The 17,087-nt window shown below is 68.0% G+C and carries 20 protein-coding genes and 2 tRNA genes; 8 read left to right on the plus strand and 14 right to left on the minus strand.

What is annotated here, in order from left to right; all coding sequences use genetic code 11:
* Positions 1-23: 23 nt before the first annotated feature.
* Positions 24-575 carry a DUF7097 family protein gene (locus EAO80_RS09495; protein ID WP_122089678.1) on the minus strand — a complete coding sequence of 184 codons (552 nt, stop codon included), beginning with the start codon at positions 573-575 and terminating at the stop codon, positions 24-26.
* 88 nt (positions 576-663) lie between these two features.
* On the opposite strand from EAO80_RS09495, the gene EAO80_RS09500 reads away from it, so the two are divergent.
* Positions 664-1,005 carry a DUF192 domain-containing protein gene (locus tag EAO80_RS09500; protein ID WP_122089679.1) on the plus strand — a complete coding sequence of 114 codons (342 nt, stop codon included), beginning with the start codon at positions 664-666 and terminating at the stop codon, positions 1,003-1,005.
* A gap of 159 nt (positions 1,006-1,164) precedes the next feature.
* Positions 1,165-2,670, plus strand: a complete 1,506-nt coding sequence (locus EAO80_RS09505) for a (R)-citramalate synthase (protein WP_122089729.1) — start codon at positions 1,165-1,167, stop codon at positions 2,668-2,670.
* Here the strand turns inward: EAO80_RS09505 and EAO80_RS09510 are convergent.
* The 10 genes from EAO80_RS09510 to EAO80_RS09555 all read right to left on the minus strand — a co-directional run bounded on the left by EAO80_RS09510 (position 2,667) and on the right by EAO80_RS09555 (position 10,057).
* Positions 2,667-2,987: a HalOD1 output domain-containing protein gene (locus EAO80_RS09510; RefSeq protein WP_122089680.1), complete on the minus strand. Its 321-nt coding sequence runs from the start codon at positions 2,985-2,987 to the stop codon at positions 2,667-2,669. The two genes, EAO80_RS09505 and EAO80_RS09510, sit on opposite strands and share 4 nt — an antisense overlap.
* 153 nt (positions 2,988-3,140) lie before the next feature.
* A tRNA-Ser gene (locus EAO80_RS09515) sits at positions 3,141-3,225 on the minus strand.
* Between the two features lie 95 nt (positions 3,226-3,320).
* Positions 3,321-4,841, minus strand: coding sequence for a cobyric acid synthase (locus tag EAO80_RS09520; RefSeq protein ID WP_122089681.1), 1,521 nt, complete (start codon positions 4,839-4,841; stop codon positions 3,321-3,323).
* Entirely contained in the window at positions 4,842-5,507 is a 666-nt protein-coding gene (locus tag EAO80_RS09525) for a cob(I)yrinic acid a,c-diamide adenosyltransferase (RefSeq protein ID WP_122089682.1), read from the minus strand.
* Positions 5,508-5,516: 9 nt separating this feature from the next.
* The gene (locus EAO80_RS09530; protein ID WP_122089683.1) at positions 5,517-6,236 is read right to left on the minus strand and encodes an adenosylcobinamide amidohydrolase; all 720 of its coding nucleotides are present in this window, start codon (positions 6,234-6,236) and stop codon (positions 5,517-5,519) included.
* Positions 6,229-7,239 carry a threonine-phosphate decarboxylase gene (locus tag EAO80_RS09535; RefSeq protein ID WP_122089684.1) on the minus strand — a complete coding sequence of 337 codons (1,011 nt, stop codon included), beginning with the start codon at positions 7,237-7,239 and terminating at the stop codon, positions 6,229-6,231. The genes EAO80_RS09530 and EAO80_RS09535 overlap by 8 nt, the downstream gene beginning before the upstream one ends.
* A gap of 22 nt (positions 7,240-7,261) precedes the next feature.
* Entirely contained in the window at positions 7,262-7,807 is a 546-nt protein-coding gene (locus tag EAO80_RS09540; protein WP_122089685.1) for an NTP transferase domain-containing protein, read from the minus strand.
* On the minus strand, positions 7,807-8,541 hold the full coding sequence (gene cobS / locus EAO80_RS09545) for an adenosylcobinamide-GDP ribazoletransferase (RefSeq protein WP_122089686.1): 735 nt from the start codon (positions 8,539-8,541) through the stop codon (positions 7,807-7,809). The genes EAO80_RS09540 and cobS overlap by 1 nt, the downstream gene beginning before the upstream one ends.
* Entirely contained in the window at positions 8,532-9,431 is a 900-nt protein-coding gene (gene cbiB, locus EAO80_RS09550; protein WP_122089687.1) for an adenosylcobinamide-phosphate synthase CbiB, read from the minus strand. The genes cobS and cbiB overlap by 10 nt, the downstream gene beginning before the upstream one ends.
* A complete protein-coding gene (locus EAO80_RS09555; protein ID WP_122089688.1) occupies positions 9,428-10,057 on the minus strand; it encodes an HAD family hydrolase in 630 nt (209 codons plus the stop codon). The genes cbiB and EAO80_RS09555 overlap by 4 nt, the downstream gene beginning before the upstream one ends.
* Before the next feature lie 176 nt (positions 10,058-10,233).
* Between EAO80_RS09555 and EAO80_RS09560 the strand changes: the two genes are divergently transcribed.
* The 3 genes from EAO80_RS09560 to EAO80_RS09570 all read left to right on the plus strand — a co-directional run bounded on the left by EAO80_RS09560 (position 10,234) and on the right by EAO80_RS09570 (position 12,560).
* The gene (locus EAO80_RS09560; protein ID WP_211330672.1) at positions 10,234-11,049 is read left to right on the plus strand and encodes an ABC transporter substrate-binding protein; all 816 of its coding nucleotides are present in this window, start codon (positions 10,234-10,236) and stop codon (positions 11,047-11,049) included.
* 5 nt (positions 11,050-11,054) lie between these two features.
* Positions 11,055-12,104, plus strand: a complete 1,050-nt coding sequence (locus EAO80_RS09565) for an amino acid permease (RefSeq protein ID WP_122089730.1) — start codon at positions 11,055-11,057, stop codon at positions 12,102-12,104.
* A gap of 150 nt (positions 12,105-12,254) precedes the next feature.
* On the plus strand, positions 12,255-12,560 hold the full coding sequence (locus EAO80_RS09570; RefSeq protein ID WP_122089690.1) for a phage repressor protein: 306 nt from the start codon (positions 12,255-12,257) through the stop codon (positions 12,558-12,560).
* 195 nt (positions 12,561-12,755) lie between these two features.
* Here EAO80_RS09570 and EAO80_RS09575 read toward each other — a convergent pair.
* Positions 12,756-12,829: transfer RNA gene (locus EAO80_RS09575), tRNA-Tyr, on the minus strand.
* 132 nt (positions 12,830-12,961) lie between these two features.
* On the opposite strand from EAO80_RS09575, the gene EAO80_RS09580 reads away from it, so the two are divergent.
* The 3 genes from EAO80_RS09580 to ftsZ all read left to right on the plus strand — a co-directional run bounded on the left by EAO80_RS09580 (position 12,962) and on the right by ftsZ (position 14,957).
* Positions 12,962-13,462, plus strand: coding sequence for a double zinc ribbon domain-containing protein (locus tag EAO80_RS09580; RefSeq protein ID WP_122089691.1), 501 nt, complete (start codon positions 12,962-12,964; stop codon positions 13,460-13,462).
* A gap of 166 nt (positions 13,463-13,628) precedes the next feature.
* Entirely contained in the window at positions 13,629-13,808 is a 180-nt protein-coding gene (locus tag EAO80_RS09585; protein ID WP_122089692.1) for a ribbon-helix-helix domain-containing protein, read from the plus strand.
* Between the two features lie 3 nt (positions 13,809-13,811).
* Complete coding sequence (gene ftsZ, locus EAO80_RS09590) at positions 13,812-14,957, plus strand: cell division protein FtsZ (RefSeq protein ID WP_122089693.1); 1,146 nt, start codon at positions 13,812-13,814, stop codon at positions 14,955-14,957.
* 126 nt (positions 14,958-15,083) lie between these two features.
* Here the strand turns inward: ftsZ and EAO80_RS09595 are convergent, their stop codons facing one another.
* Both EAO80_RS09595 and ncsA read right to left on the minus strand, forming a co-directional pair.
* Positions 15,084-16,067, minus strand: coding sequence for an aldo/keto reductase (locus EAO80_RS09595; protein WP_122089694.1), 984 nt, complete (start codon positions 16,065-16,067; stop codon positions 15,084-15,086).
* A gap of 36 nt (positions 16,068-16,103) precedes the next feature.
* Positions 16,104-17,066 (minus strand): tRNA 2-thiolation protein NcsA, encoded by a 963-nt coding sequence (gene ncsA, locus EAO80_RS09600; RefSeq protein ID WP_122089695.1) that lies wholly within the window; start codon positions 17,064-17,066, stop codon positions 16,104-16,106.
* Positions 17,067-17,087 lie beyond the last annotated feature (21 nt).

A 17,087-nucleotide genomic window follows, 5' to 3' on the forward strand; every position in this document is an offset into this window, starting at 1 on the left:
ATGGGGGGCCAAAAGGGGCGCGATCAGCGCTCCTCGCGTTCGCGCTCGCTCGCGCGCCGAAACCCGAGTTCGTCGAGTTCGCGACTGCGCCTGTCCTCGGCTGCCGCGAGCGCCGAGGCGCTCGGCGACGCGTCGTCGTCGATGCGTGCCCACGAGCCGTGGACCTTCGCGTGACACCACCGACAGAGGACGACCGTGATCTCGTGGGCCGGCTTCCCGTCGGTCCCCTCCCGGTCGCCGGGATCGTCCGCGTCGTCGGCATACGAGAGGTGGTGTTCCTCGAGCAGGGGACGTTCGCCCGTATGGGCCATGCGGCGCTCCTCGAGCCCGCAGCGGCGACACGTTCGCTCGTTCGCCCGCGAGCGAAAGTGCGGACAGTCGCGCCATTCGACGCCGTCCTCGCTCGCGACACAGGCGTACTCGGCCGCACGTCGGTCGCGCGCGAACTCCGGGTTCGCCTCCGGGCGCTCGATCGCGAACCGACAGCGCCCGTCGTCGGTGCAGTGATCACAGCGCTCGGCGTGTTCGTAGGGGTCGTCGACGCCGACTGAGGTTCCTTTCGGCGTGTGTTCCATTTCCCGGGATACACCCCGTTTCGAGCGATTCGGCCAAAAGGGTTCCGCGGGCCACAAGGCTCATGTCATCGGTTTTCCCACACCATCTGTGCGCCTCGTTCACCGTGACCTCGACATCGTCGTCGCCTCGAACGTCGAGGTCGCAGACTCGTTTCTCGCCCGCGCCCGCGGGCTGATGTTTCGCCGGCAGCTACCCGATGACTACGGACTCGTTTTCGAGTTCGGAAAACCCGTCACGCGGTCGTTACACATGCTGTTCGTCCCGTTTCCGATCGACGCCGTCTGGCTGGTCGACGGGGAGGTCACCCACACCGCACGTCTCGACGCCTGGACCGGCTTCGGCCGGGGCCGGGCCGACACGATCGTCGAGCTCCCGGCGGATGCGGGCGGGGGGATTCGCGAGGGAGACCGGATCGAGGTGGCGCGCTGACCGGGATCTCCGTCGGAACCGGCAGTTTGATATGCAGTGTCTCCCTCGGTTGGAGTACAATGGAGAGCAACCCTCACCATTCGGACTCGGAGGATAGAGGAAGTCGGGGCGACCCGGCTGGATGCGAAATTCTCCCCCGAATATAATCGCTTTACCCAACTGTTGGATTCGATCGACTCGGTAGACCTTCTCGATACCACGCTCCGCGACGGCGAGCAAGCGCCGGGTATCTCGCTCTCCCCGGAGGAGAAAGCCGAGATCGCCCGCACGCTCGACGCCGCTTCCGTCCCCTACATCGAGGCCGGTAGCGCCTGCACCGGCGAGGGCGAACGGCGCACCATCTCGCGGGTGACCGACCTCGGGCTCGACGCCACCGTGACGAGCTTCGCCCGCGGCGTACAGAGCGACGTCGACCTCGCACTCGATTGTGGCGTCGACGGCGTCAACCTCGTGGTGCCCGCGAGCGACCGCCACATCGAGGGCAAGGTCGGCTCTACGCGCGGGGACGTGATCGAGCGCACCGTCGAACTGGTCGACTATGCCACGGATCACGGCCTCTGGGTCGAGGTCATCGGCGAGGACGGCTCGCGTGCGGATCCGGACTACCTCGTCGACCTGCTCGGAAGCGCGCTCGACGCCGGTGCCGACCGCGTTTGTTATGCCGACACGGTCGGCCACGCGGGTCCCGAGGCCGCCTACGAGGCCGTCTCGCGGCTCGCCGAACTCGGGCCGACGAGCACCCACACCCACGATGATCTCGGGCTGGGAATGGCCAACGCCCTCGCGAGCGTCGCGGCGGGCGCGGACCTCGTTCACGCCACCGTCAACGGCGTCGGCGAGCGCGCGGGCAACGTCGCCACCGAGGAGGTGGCGATCGCGCTCGATCACTGCTACGGCGTCGAGACGGTCGATACCACGCAGCTGTACGACCTCGCGGGGCTCGTCTCCCGGTACACCGGCGTGCCCCTGCCCCCGAACAAGGCCGTCGTCGGCGAGAACGCCTTCGCCCACGAGAGCGGGATCCACACCGACGGCACCCTGAAGGACGAGCGGATGTACGAGCCCTACTCCCCCGAAAAGGTGGGTCGCGAACGCCGGCTCGTCCTCGGGAAACACACCGGGCGGGCGGGTGCGCGCGCCGCGCTCGCAGAACACGACGTCGAGGTGAGCGAGGAGGACCTCGCGGAGATCGTTCCGCGGGTCAAGGGACTCGCCGACCGTGGAAAACGCGTCACCGACGCCGACCTGCTGGCGATCGCCGAGGACGTGCGCGGTACCGAGCGCGACCGCCGGGTCGAACTGCTCGACCTTACCGCCGCGAGCGGCGGCGACACCCCGACCGCGAGCGTTCGCCTGCGGGTCGACGACGACGAACGGGTCGCAAGCGGCGTCGGCAGCGGGCCGGTCGACGCGGCGGTATCGGCGGTCCGCGAGGCGCTGGGCTCGGCGGCCGACGCCCAGCTCGACTCCTATCACGTCGACGCGATCACCGGCGGCACGGATGCCGTGGTGACCGTCGAGGTAGCGATGTCGCGGGGCGATCGCACGGTGACCGTCGCGCGCAGCGACGCCGACATCACGCGCGCGAGCGTAGTGGCGATGGTCGACGCGCTCGATCGACTCCTCGTCGACGAGCCGGCGCCGATCGTCCCGGCGGACGACTAATCCTCGATCCGACGCAGTTCGACCTCGCCGGTGGCATAAACGGTGATTCGGTGTTCCTTGAGCGGGAACTGGACGATCCCGTTGTCGCGGTCGGTGCGGTGACGGACGGGTCTGAACAGCCCGTCGAGACAGTCCGGATCGATCACGTCGGCGAGCACCCGCGAGGAGGGCCCCTCGACGTCGACGGCCTCCTCGATGGCCTCGATGACGGTCGTACTGAGCGCGCGCCGGCTCTCGAAGTCGTGAGTCGTCCGATAGACCGGCGATCCCTCCCCGACGGACACGGTGCGATCGCTGGGACGACCCTCGTCGGTCATGGACTATCGACCCTTGGCGACGCGCACATAATATATTCGACCATTAACCTCCACGCATAAATATGTTATCGCTTACCGGAGAAATCGCCCCGGCGCTGGAAGCAGCGAAACGGCCCGGTCGGTATCGGGTTCGTCGATCGGAACGGCAGAAAGCGCCGAGGGAGAGATTTGAACTCTCGAGTCCGTAAGGACAGCAGATTTCGAATCTGCCGCCTTGGCCAGGCTAGGCTACCTCGGCTCGTCCCTTTCTACACGCGAGTGTATTTTAGTTGTTTCGCTTTCATTAGTGATACTGATTGACACACACGGGAGCAACCAAACTTATCAATTTTACTATATTTGTGGCGAATCGAACCCGAGCGCGTCGAGCGCGAGGTGGTCCGCGACCAGCCTCGCGGCCCGGTCGTAGGGTGAGGTCCGGTCGGAGGAGTCGGGACGCTCGCGGCCGGCGTGCTCGAAGACGTGGTCGAGAAACGCCTCGCGTACGATCCGGTTTTCGAACACGCCATGGAGATAGGTTCCGAGCGTACGGCCGGTTGCCGCGCCTTCCTCGTCGAAGGGACGGGCGGCAGGACCCGTCAGACGGCTCTCGCCCATGTGGATCTCGTAGCCCGTCACCCGACCGCGCGCGCCCGCGAGCGGGCCGACCCCACGGAGTTCGCGCTCGACGCGCTCGACGCGTTTCTCCTCCGAGAAACGCGTTTCGACCGGCAGGAGGCCGAACCCCTCGATCACGTCCTCGTCGCCGGTGCCCTCGACGGCGGCGTTCGTGATGCGCTCGCCGAGCATCTGATAGCCGCCACAGAGTCCGACGATCGGGCCCGAAAACTCGCGAAGACGGTCGCCGAAGCCAGCCTCGCGGAGTTCGAGCAGGTCGTCGACGGTGTTCTTCGTTCCGGGGAGCACGACCGCGTGTGCGCCGTCGAGCACCGACTCGGGCGGGCCGTAGGCGACGCCGACGCCCTCCTCGCGTGCCAACGGTTCGAGGTCGGTGAAATTGGAGATCCGCGAGAGGCGAGGAATCGCGATCCGCACTCCCTCCGGGTCGCCGTAGACGGTCGTCTCGCCCGCTGCGGGGAGCGAGACGCTGTCCTCCTCCGGGAGACCGGGGTCGTCGTAGGGGAGCACCCCGAGGACGGGGACGCCGGTTCGGTCCTCGATCTCCTCGATCCCCGGTTCTAGGAGGTCGGAATCGCCCCGGAACTTCGTGATCAGCGCGCCGACCACCCGCTCGCGGCAGTCCTCCGGCATGAGTTCGAGGGTGCCATAGAGGCTCGCGAACGCGCCGCCGCGTTCGATGTCACAGACCAGCAGGACCTCCACGCCTCGCGGGCCGCCCGCTCGCCCCTCCGACGCGCCCCGATCCGCGAAGCGGGCGGTCTCGACATTCGCCAGATCCCGGTCCGCGAGGTTGATCTCCGCGATACTTCCTGCGCCCTCGGCGATCACCACGTCATACTTCGCGGCGAGGCGCGCGTGGGCACGGCGGGCGGCCTCGCGGGCGCGCTCCCAGCCGTTCTCGTAGTACTCGCCCGCCGCGACGTTTCCGACCGCCTCGCCGTCGATTATCAGTTGACTCTCGCCGTCGCCGCGTGGTTTGAGGAGCACGGGGTTCACGTCGGTGGTCGCCTCGATCCGGGCGGCCCGCGCCTGCACGTACTGGGAGACGCCGATCTCGCCGGCCTTCGTCGGATCGCCGGCCCGCGGGACCGCACGGGCGTTGTTCGACATGTTCTGGGCCTTATACGGTGCGACGGCCACACCCTGATCGGCGAGGTGGCGACACAGCCCCGACGCGACCGTGCTCTTGCCGACGTGGCTCGCGGTCCCGGCCACCAGAAGGGTGCGGGCCATTCAGTACTCGGTGCCCTTCCGGGCGCGCTGGCCCTCCTCGAACTGGTGTTTCTCCTTTTTCACATGGGTCACGAGGTCCGCGCCGTCGTAGAGGTACTCCGGCTTCTCGTGGCCCCCCGTTAGAACGAGTTCGAGATCGGCGGGTTTGTCCTCGATCAACTCGACGAGGTCGTCGGGATCGACCAGCCCCCTGTTGGCGGCGTAGACGACCTCGTCGAGGATCAGCATGTGCACTCCTTTCTCGGGCTTGCCGTCGAGCGCGAGCGGTTCGTCGAGATCCGCCGCCCGTGCCGCCTCGACCAGCTCCCGTGCGCGCTCGAACCCGGCGTCGGCCTCGCTCTCGTGGTCCGTGTCCTCGCTGCCGTCGCGCATGCCGTGCCAGCCGTAGTGGCCCGCGTTCTCGTAGGAGAAGCTCGGTATCGCTCGGATCGCGTTGTACTCGCCCCGGACGTCCTCGACGCTCGAGGCGCCGCCCTTCATGAACTGGAGCATATGGACCCGATAGCCGTGGCCCGCGGCGCGAAAGCCCATCCCCATCGCCGCCGTCGTCTTTCCCTTCCCGTCGCCCCACCAGAGCTGGACGCGCCCGAACTCCGCGGGCGCGCTCGATTCGATCTCGTGGGCTTCGGGCGTCCGTCCCCGTCCAGGGGTGTTCTCGAGAGCCATACCCACCCCTTATCGTGGATCCACTTCGTCCGTTCGGTCCCCTACCCGGTAGACTGCGGCACGCTCGGTCGTCTCGACCCCGTACTCGGCCTCGGACGGGGTCGGGATCTCCCGCTCGGAATAGCGCGAATCGAGGCTTGCGACCACCGCCTCCCGCACGCAGGCGCGGGTCGCGGCGCCCACCGGTGTCGCACTCCCGGTGAACTCGACGGGCTCGCCCGCGGGGTCGCAGGCCGCGACGACGGCGTCGGTGGTCGTCCCCGGGACGCCTGCCCGCTCCATGAGGGTCGCGGCCTTGGCCTCCGCGGCCACGGTCAGGAGGTTCGCGAGCGCGCCGCCCCGACAGTCGCGGGTCGTCCCGACGATCACGTTGACCGTCCCAGCCCCCTCCTCGGCCGGCACGCTCGGCTCCCCCGAAGGCGCCATCGGCAGCGCCGCCGGGTTCGAGACGCCGGCGGTGGCGATCGCCTCCACGGGGCCGTAGCGTGCGCCGCGGGCGTGTTCGAGGTCGACGCCGGTCAGCAGCGCCGGCCCCGGGCGCTCGAACCGCGCGCGCTCGCGTCGGGTTGCGACGTAGCTCGCGAGGTCGGTCCGCCCCCAGCTCTCGGGAACCGAGACGTTGTACGCCACCGGTCCCTCCGAGAAACCACCGTCCCAACCGGTGCTCAGCCACCGAGTCCCCTCGCGTTCGACCCGTAGAACGCCCTCGCGGACCCGCGTCTCAAACATCGAGGAGGACCTCGATCAGTCGATCGTTCTCCTCGGGGGTCCGGACCGCGACCCTGACGTGGGAGTCGAGCCCGCGAAAGGAGCGGGCGTCCCTGACCGCCAGATCACCCTCGCGGACCCGGTCGAGCACCCGGTCGACCGACCGCGCGCCGGTGTCGAGCAGGAGGAACGGGGCCTCGGAGGGCACGACGTTATACTCGCTTTCGAGGGTCTCAGCCATCCGCGCGCGCTCGGTCCGGACGCGCCGACGGGTCTGCTCGACGAACCCGTATTGGGCCATACAGTGGGCGCCGACCGTGGCGGCGGGGGTTCCGAGGTTCCAGGCCCGTCGGGCGTTTTCGAGGCGCTCGCGGCGCTCGCCAGTCGCGACCAGGAACCCCGCCCGGAGTCCCGGCAGCCCGAACAGCTTGGTCAGCGATCGGGCGACGACCGCCCCCACACGGCCCGCCATCGAGTGGCGGTCGGTGAACCCCAGAAAGGCCTCGTCGACGAGCAACGCGGTGTCGGCCTCTCGGCAGCGCGCGAGGAAATCCAGCAGATCGCCCGACTCGTAGGCCGTCCCGGTGGGGTTGTTCGGGTTGCAGACGATCGCCATCGCGTGGTCGGCCGGGTCGCTCTCGCAGACCTCGTCGTGGGCGACGAACTCCACATCGGCGCCCTGGAGGTGAACCTCGCGGGCGTACTCGCCGAAGCTCGGGGTCGGGACGAGCACCGATTCGTCCCGCGAGACGGTCGTCGCGATCGCGAGCCGGATCCCCGCGAGCCCGCCCGGCGTCGGCACGACTCCCTCGGGCGGACAGTCGACGTACTCGCCCGCGGCGCTGCGGTACTCCGGGTAGGCGTCGTCCGGATAGCGCCTCGACCGGGCGAGCGCGTCCCCGTAGACGTCGGCGACCCCTGGCGGCGTTCGCGGGTTGACGTTCGCGCTAAAATCGATGACCTCCGGCTCGGAACAACCCCCGTGTGGTACGCGTCCGACCCTCGCCGCCGTGTCCGGATCCATACCGACGCATGACCGCGCGGGGTTAGAAGCGTTCGGACGCCACGCGTTCGGCGACCGCCAGGTCGGCCGGTTCGTTCACGTTGATCGCGAGCCCGACCCGATCCACCCTCTGAACCGACTCTTCCCCCTCTCCAACGACGTTCACTCCGGTCGGCGCGAGCGCGCGCCCCTCGCGTTCGAACCGCGTTCCGACGCTGACGCCGAGGGCACGCTTTCGCTCGACGGGCACACAGACCGTGCGCGACCCACGTTTATACCCATCGAGGGCGGCCCGGACGTCCGCCGGCAGGAGGCAGGGCAGGTCCGCGGTGAGGGTCACGACCGGCGGGTCGATCGCGCTGAGCGCCTGTGAGAGGTCCTCGACGTAGCCCGCGCCGGACGTTTCGATGATCGGGACGCGACCGGCGAGACGTGCCCGCGTCTGGGGAGTGTGTGTCGAGGGGGCGGCATGGACGGTCCCGACGACGGGCGCGACGGCGTCGAGCACCCGGTCGACCATGGGCGTTCCCCCGACTTCGACCAGCGGCTTCTCGCCCATCCCGAGACGGGTGCCCCGCCCGCCGCACATCACCAGAGCGTCCACGCGATCACCCCCGCGTGCAGTGCGAGGACCCGCCCGAGTTCGTTCGTGGCCCCGAGCACGTCGCCGCTGATCCCGCCCAGTCTGTAGTGCGCCCACCGGCCGAGCAGCGCACCCGACAGCGTCGCACCGCAGACGGCCGCCAGCGCCGGCACCGAGATGAGTGCGGCGGGAACTGCGGCCGCAAGAGGCGCGAGGAGCGTCCCCGATTCCTGTCCGACGAACTGTGAGCCCAGTCCCTCGTGGGCCAGCTCGCCGAGACGGATCAATAGAGCGACGGCGAACTTCGCGCCGACCTCCGCGGCCAGCACGATCCCGGCGGCCGCGGCCAGCGGCAGCCCCGCCAGCGCCACCCCCGCGAGCGCCAGCCCCGCGAGGACGATCCCGAGCGCGAGGAGCGCCCCGACGCCGACCGTCGTATCGCGCATGACCGCGCGGCGCTTCTCCCGGTCGCCGTGGACGACCGCCGCATCACCCAGGTCCGCGACGCCGTCGGCGTGGTTGACGCCGGTGACGAGGTAGACCACGGAAACGAAGGCGAACGCGGTGCTCGGCCCGGGGAGCGGGAGCAGGAAGGGGACCGAGAGGAGCGCCCCGACGACGTAGCCCGCGATCGGGAAGGCCGCCGGGCTTTCGCGAAACGCTTCCCAGGCGCGCTCGTCGCGGCCGACCGGCAGGCGCGTGAGGAAGCCGAGCGCCCCCCGGAGGGCGTCTACAGCCATGCGACCACCCCGGCAAGGGCGTACGAGAGCGCGCCCGCGAGCGCGACGATCCTGACCCCGCGGCGGGCGTCGGCCCCCGTCGGCAGGTCTCTAGAGGGATTTAGGACGTAGACGCCGGGTTTTTCGAGGCGCACGTCCAGCAGGCCGGCGAGCGTCGCCATCGGCCAGCCGGAGTTGGGGGAGGGCGGCGCGCCGGCCCACTCGCGGGCGCGAACGAGCGCGCCCGGTCGGCGGGCGGCGAGCGCGAGCAGGGCGGCGCTTGCGCGTGCGGGCAGCCACATGACGTAGTCATCGAGGCGGGCGCTCGCGGTGCCGTGGGGCTTCTCGGGGTAGCCGAGCGTCGAATCGAGCGTGTTGACCGCCTTGACCCAGGCCGCCCCACCGGCCCCGAGCGACGGCGAGAGCGGGGCGAGCAACGCGAACGCGGAAAGCGGTGCGACCAGCCCGTCCGCGAGGTTTTCACTGGCGCTCTCGACGGCGGCGCTCCGAAGTTCGCCCGCCGAGAGCTCCTCGGGGGTACGCCCGACGAGCGCCCGCACCGCCTCGCGCGCCCCTGCGAGGTCGCGCTCGCTTTCGTCGATCACCGTCCGCGCGACGTCCAGCAACATTCGCAGGCTCGTCGTGGCGAACAGCGCGCACCCGGCGGCGAGGATCCCGAAAAAGGGACCGAGCGAGCCGGCCAGCGCGACGAACCCCGAAACAGCGCCCGCGACGAACAGCGGACAGAGGAAAGCGATGGCCAGCCCCGCCGTTCCGGGATGACTCCACTCGCGGTCGGCTCGCTCGACCGCCCGGCCGAACCACGCGACGGGATGGACTTCTGTTGGTGGTTCTCCCAGCGCGAGTTCGAGGCCGACGGCGAGTGCGAGCGCCGCGAGCACGAGGCTCATCGCTCGCGCTCGCAGTCGTCGAGCAGCGCGGGCACCTCCGACAGCGCGATCCCATCGAGGACGATCGCGCGCCCGCCACAGGTCGCGATCCCGCCGTCGGCGACGGGCGAGTCCCCGACGTGCGTGAGCGTTTCGACGGACGTTCCGAGCCCGGTGGCGACCGCCTCGAACGCCTTCGGGTGGGGTTTCCGCCAGCCACAGTCCACGCTCGAAACGACCGCGTCGAACTCCCCGCGCAGGTCCGCGCGGATCAGCGTCCGGGCGACCAGTTCGGGCACGCTGCAGTTCGAGAGCAGGCCGACGGGCCCCAGTTCGTGGGCCGCCACGATCGCCTCGCGGGCTCCCTCTCGGACTTCGACGTCGGGGTCGAACGCCGCGATCACGGCTCGTCTGGCCGCGTTCTCCGGGACGTTGACCCCACAGGCGGCGAGCGCCCACGCGACGTGGGCGTGAAGGGGAACCTCCGCGCCCTCGGGAGCGTCGATCTGCGGGGTGCGGTAGGCCTCGTCCCATTCGGTGGGGACGTCGACGCCGCGGGCGGCGAGTTCGGCCGCGATCGCCCGTGCGGGATCGTCGGGCTTCGGCGCGCGGACCAGCGTTCCGAACAGGTCGAACGATACTGCCACTACCCCGTGATTGGCGAACGCGGACTTGAATCGCTCGGTCGTCCCGGCACCGGGTGCCCTGGCCTGCGAGCCGCCCGCCCCCGAGACAGTCCGCGAATCGGTCCGCGGGCGGAGAACGCGACCGCAAGCAGAAGTATGAGGGGACTGGCTGTGGGAGCCTCCATGGATATCGATGGTTGAACAGCGCTGTCTATCGTCTCCCGGTAGTATCGCCACCGCGAACCGATCAGGACGGTTCCGTCGAGCGAGCCCCGACGCCGGACGGACCGACGACGGATCCGACGGTTCGCGAGGCGATCAGCTACTGTCTCGACGCCGACGAGGCCGTCCGGGAGTTCGTCGAACCGATGGGCCGGCGGGTCTATAGCCCCCTTCCGAGACGGGTCGCCGAGGAGTGGGACCTGCCCGTCGAGCAGTGGGCCGCGATCCCGAATCCGAAGAACACGGAGCGCGTGAAACGGCTGTTCGAGGAGGCAGACGAGACGAGCGGCCAACTGAAGATCCTGACGTCGAAGGACCCCGTCGCAACGGAGTTCGCCGAGGCGCTGGCGGGCGGGCTGCGGGACGCCGGTCACGGCGCGCTCGTCACCTCGAAACCGTGGTCGAGCTACCTCGAGACGGTCGTCACGGGTGCTGCGAGCGATTACTCGTTGTTCGTCGGTGAGATCACGGGCACCTCGGATCCGGACTCGTTTCTGTACCCGACGTCCCACGAGAACATGGCCGGGAAGACCAACGGCGTCTTCGAGCGCGACGACGAGGTGATGGAGCCCATTTTGCAGGCCCGGACCACTCTCGATTGGATGCGCCGCCGGGACCTCTACGAGACGGCGATTACGGGACTGCTCTCGGATCGGGCCCTCCTACCGCTCTGTTCGATGACCAACAGCTTCGCGACGACCGACCGGGTCCGGGACTTCCGGGTCCATCTGATCCCCGAGGTCAATCCGCGACTCGCGGGCACCGACCCCGTCGTGGAGGTCCGGTCGTGAGCGAGATGTTCGGCGTGGGGACGGCCGTTGCGCTCGGCGTGGGCGGGATCGTCGGCGGGGGGATCTACGCGGCGATCGGGATCGTCGTCGCGGCGGCCGGCGTGCTGACGTGGTTCGCCTACTCGCTCGCGACCGTCGTCGTGCTCTGTTGTGCCTACTCGTACGTCAAGCTCAACGAGATCACCGACAACAGCGGCGGTTCGGTGTCCTTCCTCGAGGAACTGACCGACCGGACGACGGTCGCGGGCGTCATCGGGTGGACTCTCGTCGTCGGCTACATCGGTACGATGGCGATGTACGCCTACGCGTTCGGTGCGTACGGCCGGATGATGCTCGGCATCGAGTACGTCTGGGGGCTGCCGATACGGCAGTTCCTCTCCGTGTTCGTCATCGCCGCCTTCGTCGGGCTGAACCTGTTGGGGGCGGGCTCGACGGCCGCCGTCGAGCGGTATCTCGTCTTCGTCCAGGCGGGGATCATTGGCCTGTTCGGCCCCATCGCGCTCTGGTTCGGCTTCTCGAACCAGATTCTCCAGATAGGGTTCTCCGAACTCGGCCGCTCGCTCTCGAGTTTCGATTTCAACCCGATCATCGCCGCCTCGGTCGGTTTCGTCTCCTTCGAGGGGTGGCAGCTGCTCTTTTACGACCAAGAGCAGTTCGACGACCCCGACGAGACGATCGCGAAGGGGATCTTCATCTCGATCCCGATCGCCGCGTTCATCTACGTCCTCGTCGGGTTCGTCATCACGAGCCTGCTGCTCGAGGAGGTCGTCGCCGCCCAGCCCGAGGCGGCGCTGCTCTACGGCGGGCTCGTGATCTCGAAGTGGCTCGCGCTCGCCAACCGCGACCGCGGGACCATCAACGCCCTCCCGCCGCTGGTCGGTACCGTCGGGTCTGCCGCCTTCTTCGTCATGCTTACGTGGTATCTCTACGCACAGCTTCCGTCGGTCTTCTGGCTCGTCGTTCTCATCGCGGCCGCGGTCTTCACCGTCGAGGCGGTCTACTTCGAGCGCAGGTCGATCGCGCAGGGGCTTCGCGAGGCCGAACGACAGCTGTGATATCTGCCGTGTCCGACCGCCTCTTGTGATGTTGATGCGGTTCGATTCGCCCTCGCGTTCGAGAATCCCGTCGTCGTATCGCTGACTTTGGCGAGCGCTCGCGCCTCGTCCCCGCGAAGGGGACTAATACCCTCGTCCCGAACGGTCCGTATGGCCGACGGAGTCCTCTCGCGACTGCTGCAGGGCGGGTTCAGGGAACAGAACGCGCGCCTGCGGATCGACTGGATGACCCACACCGACGAACGGATCCTGGAGCTGCTCGCGGAGGAACCGGCGACGCCGAGTGCGGTCGCCACACGCCTCGAGAAGAGCGAGGAGTACGTCGCCGACCGCTGTCGCCAGCTCGCCACCCGCGAGCTGCTCGCGCGCGAGGACGGCGTGTATCGCCTCGCCCAGCGGGGACGGCGCTACCTCGACGGCGAACTCGACCCGGAGAAACTGGCCGACGACGCCTGAACACTGCGGCCGTCTATCGGTCTTTGTCGGGCGACATGTGTGTCGGTCGAACTGCACACGAACTGCGGGGCGCTCATTGCGGTCAACTGTACCATCCGTCTTCACCAGCGAGCGATTGGTTCGCTCGATCCATAGTACGAAACGGATACCGCATCGCGCCGCGAGCCGCTCGGTCCTCATGTGCGTTCGGAGAAGTCCGCTCTCCCCGATTCGAACGGGGGACAAGCCGATCTACAGTCGGCTGCTCTACCAGGCTGAGCTAAGAGCGGGCGACACCTACCGGTCGTGCGTTTCCGGACTTAAGGGTTGTTATTCACCCGAACCCGTCCCCGACGGGAGACGCGCGTCCGACGCGATCCTAAACGTTGATATACTCGGGGTAGCTATAAACGCCCAGTTCGATGAGCAAGGTAACCTTTCGCGCGGACGACGACCTCGTTGCCCGCATCGAGGCGATGGACACCTCGAAAAGCGAGGTCATGCGCGAGGCGCTCCGCGCGTACCTCGGCTCCGAGCCCAGCGCGCCCGGCGGGACCGAGGGTTCGCTCGATTCGCTCATCACCGACAAGATCGACCGACGGATCGACGACCGACTCGCCGGCGGCACCGACCTCACCGTCACCGTCGCGATCGAAGACGACCGAGTTCGGACCGAACGCGACGCGAAAGCGGCGCAAACGACGCAAACGGACGAAGACACGCCCGACGATTCGACCGGGCGGGAACACGCCTGCCAGCAGTGTGGCGAACCCCTCGAAGACGCGCACGCCTACTGTCCGAACTGCGGCGAGAAGGCCACGGACCCCGCGACCTGTCACTGCGGGATCGAGCTCCGATCGGACTGGGCGTTCTGTCCCGACTGCGGCCGTCGGACGCCCGCCGCGGACGTGCTGGACCCCTGACGGGCGAATCGGCCGGTAGTTTTAATAGTTCCCGCGGGTACGGTACGGCCATGTAAGACACGTCTTACGTGCTGGCCATCGACTCGCCACGGATGGGGCGGGTCTGGCCGTTTTGTAAGACACGACGACTGCATTTCGGTCCTCGTCTTACACAAGGGGAAGAATCATGGAACGTGTGACACTGCGAATCCCGGAACAACAGATAGAAGAGGTCGAACGAATGGTCGAGACGGGGCAGTTCCCCAACCGCAGCGAGGCGATCCGCGCCGCGGTTCGGGAGATGCTCGACGAGCGGGGTGTTGGCCAGGACACCCAGCAAACCGAACGCACGTGGGCGAAGGTGTAACCGATGCAGGACATCGTCCGCGACGCGCTCGACAACGCCGAGAGCGAGCAACAGCGCAAACGTGAGCTCAGCGACGCCGAGGAGTTCGGCGATCCGCGGATCGTCATCGTCGGCTGTGGTGGTGCCGGTAACAACACCGTCAATCGGCTCTACAACATCGGCGTCGACGGCGCCGAGACGGTGGCGATCAACACCGACAAACAGCACCTCCAGATGATCGAGGCCGACACGAAGATCCTCGTCGGCAAGTCCCTGACCAACGGACTCGGTGCCGGCGGCGACCCCGAGATGGGCGAGCGTGCCACCGAGATGGCCACCGGCACCATCGAGGAGGTGCTCGGCGACGCGGATCTCGTGTTCGTCACTGCCGGTATGGGCGGTGGCACCGGCACCGGCGCGGCACCCATCGTCTCGAAGATCGCGAAAAACCAGGGCGCGATCGTCGTGGGTATGGTCTCGACGCCGTTCAACGTCGAGCGGGCTCGTACGGTGAAAGCCGAGGAGGGACTCGAGAAACTCCGAAACGAGGCCGACTCGATCATCGTGCTCGACAACAACCGCCTGCTCGATTACGTCCCGAACCTCCCGATCGGAAAGGCGTTCTCGGTGATGGACCAGATCATCGCCGAGACGGTGAAAGGAATCAGCGAGACGATCACCCAACCCTCGCTGATCAACCTCGACTACGCCGACATGACCGCGATCATGAACCAGGGTGGCGTCGCCGTCATGTTGGTCGGCGAGACCCAGGACAAGAACAAGACCGAGGAGGTCGTCAACGACGCGATGAACCACCCGCTGCTCGACGTCGATTACCGCGGCGCTTCGGGTGGCTTGGTCCACATCACCGGCGGCCCGGACCTCACGCTGAAGGAGGCCGAGGGCATCGCCGACAACATCACCGAGCGCCTGGAGGCCAGCGCCAACGTGATCTGGGGCGCGCGCATTCAGGAGGAATACAAGGGCAAGGTCCGGGTGATGGCGATCATGACGGGCGTTCAGAGCGCCCAGATCCTCGGCCCGAGCACGCAGAAACAGGCCGACCGCTCGCGGGCCTCGATCGACGGCCGGCAGGTCGACGCCGGTGCCCAGAGCGACGGCGGCCAGGACGAGCTGGAGAAGAACAACGGGCTGGACGTCATCCGCTGACCGCGACGCGACGGCCTTCTTCCTGCCCTCCGTTTTTCGACCCGTCAGCCGACGGCCCGTTCCGATAGCCAACCCCGATGGTCGGATACGTCTCCGGCCCAGCCGTTTTCACCGTGAACGCGGCGACTACCAGCGGTGATGGACTGCCGGCACGACGTGGTGGTCGTAGACGTCCCGAACCGCCCGGTGCTGTGCGTCGTCGGGCGCCGGGAGGTCGGCGGCTTCGACGTTCTGGCGGATGTGTTCGGGGTTCGTCGAGCCGGGAATCACCGTACTGACGGCGTCGAAACTCAGGATCCAGCGCAGTGCGAACTGCGCCATCGTCGCGCCCTCGGGGACGACCGGTCGGAGTTCCTCGACGGCCTCGACACCGTCCTCGAGGGGAACGCCCGCGAACGTCTCGCCGCGATCGAACGCCTCGCCCTCACGGTTGTAGTTGCGGTGGTCGTCCTCCGCGAACTCGTCGTCGGCGTCGATGGTTCCCGTCAGTAAGCCCGAGGCTAGCGGCACCCGGACGATCACGCCGACGTCGCGGCGTTTGGCCTCGCGGAAGAACAGCTCCGCGGGTCGCTGGCGGAACGGGTTGAATATCATCTGGACGGTCTGTACGCCGGGGTACTCGATTGCCTTGAGTCCCTCTTCGACCGTCTCGACGCTGACGCCGTACTCGTCGATTCGGCCCTCGTCTGCGAGGCTCTCGAGCGCGTGGAAGACCGCCGGACGGTAGTAGGCCTCCGTGGGCGGGCAGTGCAGTTGGAGCAGGTCGATCGTCTCGACGGCGAGGTTCTCCCGGCTCCGATCGACGAAGGTTCTCAAGTTGTCCTCCGTATAGCCCTCGACCTCGTGGGGCGAGAGCCGGCGGCCGGCCTTGGTGGCGACGACGGGTTCCTCCTCGCGCTCCTCGAGGACGGCGGCGATATGCCGTTCGCTGCGGCCGTCGCCGTAGACGTCGGCCGTATCGATGAAGTCGACCCCGGCGTCGAGCGCGGCGTGGATCGCGCTCCGGCCCTCCTCGTCGGAGACCTCGCCCCAATCGGAGCCGACCTGCCAGGTGCCGAGTCCGATCTCCGAGACGGTCCAACCGGTGCGTCCGAGCGGGCGCTGTCGCATGGTTCAACCGGGAACGCCAGTCGCTTGTAGCTTCGCCTACACCGCCTCGATCGCCGCCAGCAGCGAGCACTTTCGACAGATCTCTCGAGTCGTGGTCGAGCCACAGCGCTCGCATTCCTTCAGGTCGGCGCTGCGGTCGTCGAGTTCGTCGGAGACGATTCCTCCGAGCTCCTCGTAGCCGGCCATGATCGAGTGGCGCGTCCCGGGATGGTTCTCCTCTAGGTCGTAGAGTAGACGCTGGATCTCGCCGCGATAGGCCTCGCTCGAATGGGGACATTCGGTGATGTGGGCCGGGAGGTCCGTCAGATGGGCGTAGAGCGCGACCTCCTTTTCGGGGACGTCCCGTAGGGGCTTGGCCCGCGGGACGAACTCGTCTCCCTCCTTCCGTTCGCCGAATCCCCCGAGTGACGCGTCGAAGTGCTTGGCGATCTGGGCGACGTCACCCTCCAAGAAATTCATCAGCGCGGTCTGGGCCTCGTCGTCGAGGTTGTGACCCGTCAGCAGTTTGTCCGCATCCAGTTCCTCGGCGTATTTCGAGAGGAGGTCCCGGCGGAACACGCCGCAGTACGCGCAGGCGGCCATGTCCTCGGGGTCGTCCTCGACGACGTCGTCCATCCGAACGCCGAACTCCTCGGCGTAGCTGACGACCTCATGGCGAATCCCGATCTCCTCGGCGAGTTCGACACAGGCGTCCAGACTCTTATCACGGTAGCCCTCGATTCCCTCGTGGATCGTCAACCCCACCAACTCGACGCGGGGGTCCTCCTCGAACGTCTCGTGGAGAACGTGTGTGAGAACGACGCTGTCTTTTCCTCCTGAAAGGCCGATCACCCACGTCTCGGGGTCCTCGGGGGTCGCGTCGTCCGACAGAAGGGAGTCCTCACGGATCCGTTTTCTGACCCGCCGGTCGACGCTCTCGAGGAAATGTGCTTCACAGAGATGCGCCCCGGAGTACGCCGCGTGCATGACCGCCTCGCGGTCGCACTTCGTACACTCCATCGCCCGATCCTAACCCGGCTC

This window comes from Halalkalicoccus subterraneus (assembly GCF_003697815.1).
GTDB lineage: Archaea > Halobacteriota > Halobacteria > Halobacteriales > Halalkalicoccaceae > Halalkalicoccus > Halalkalicoccus subterraneus.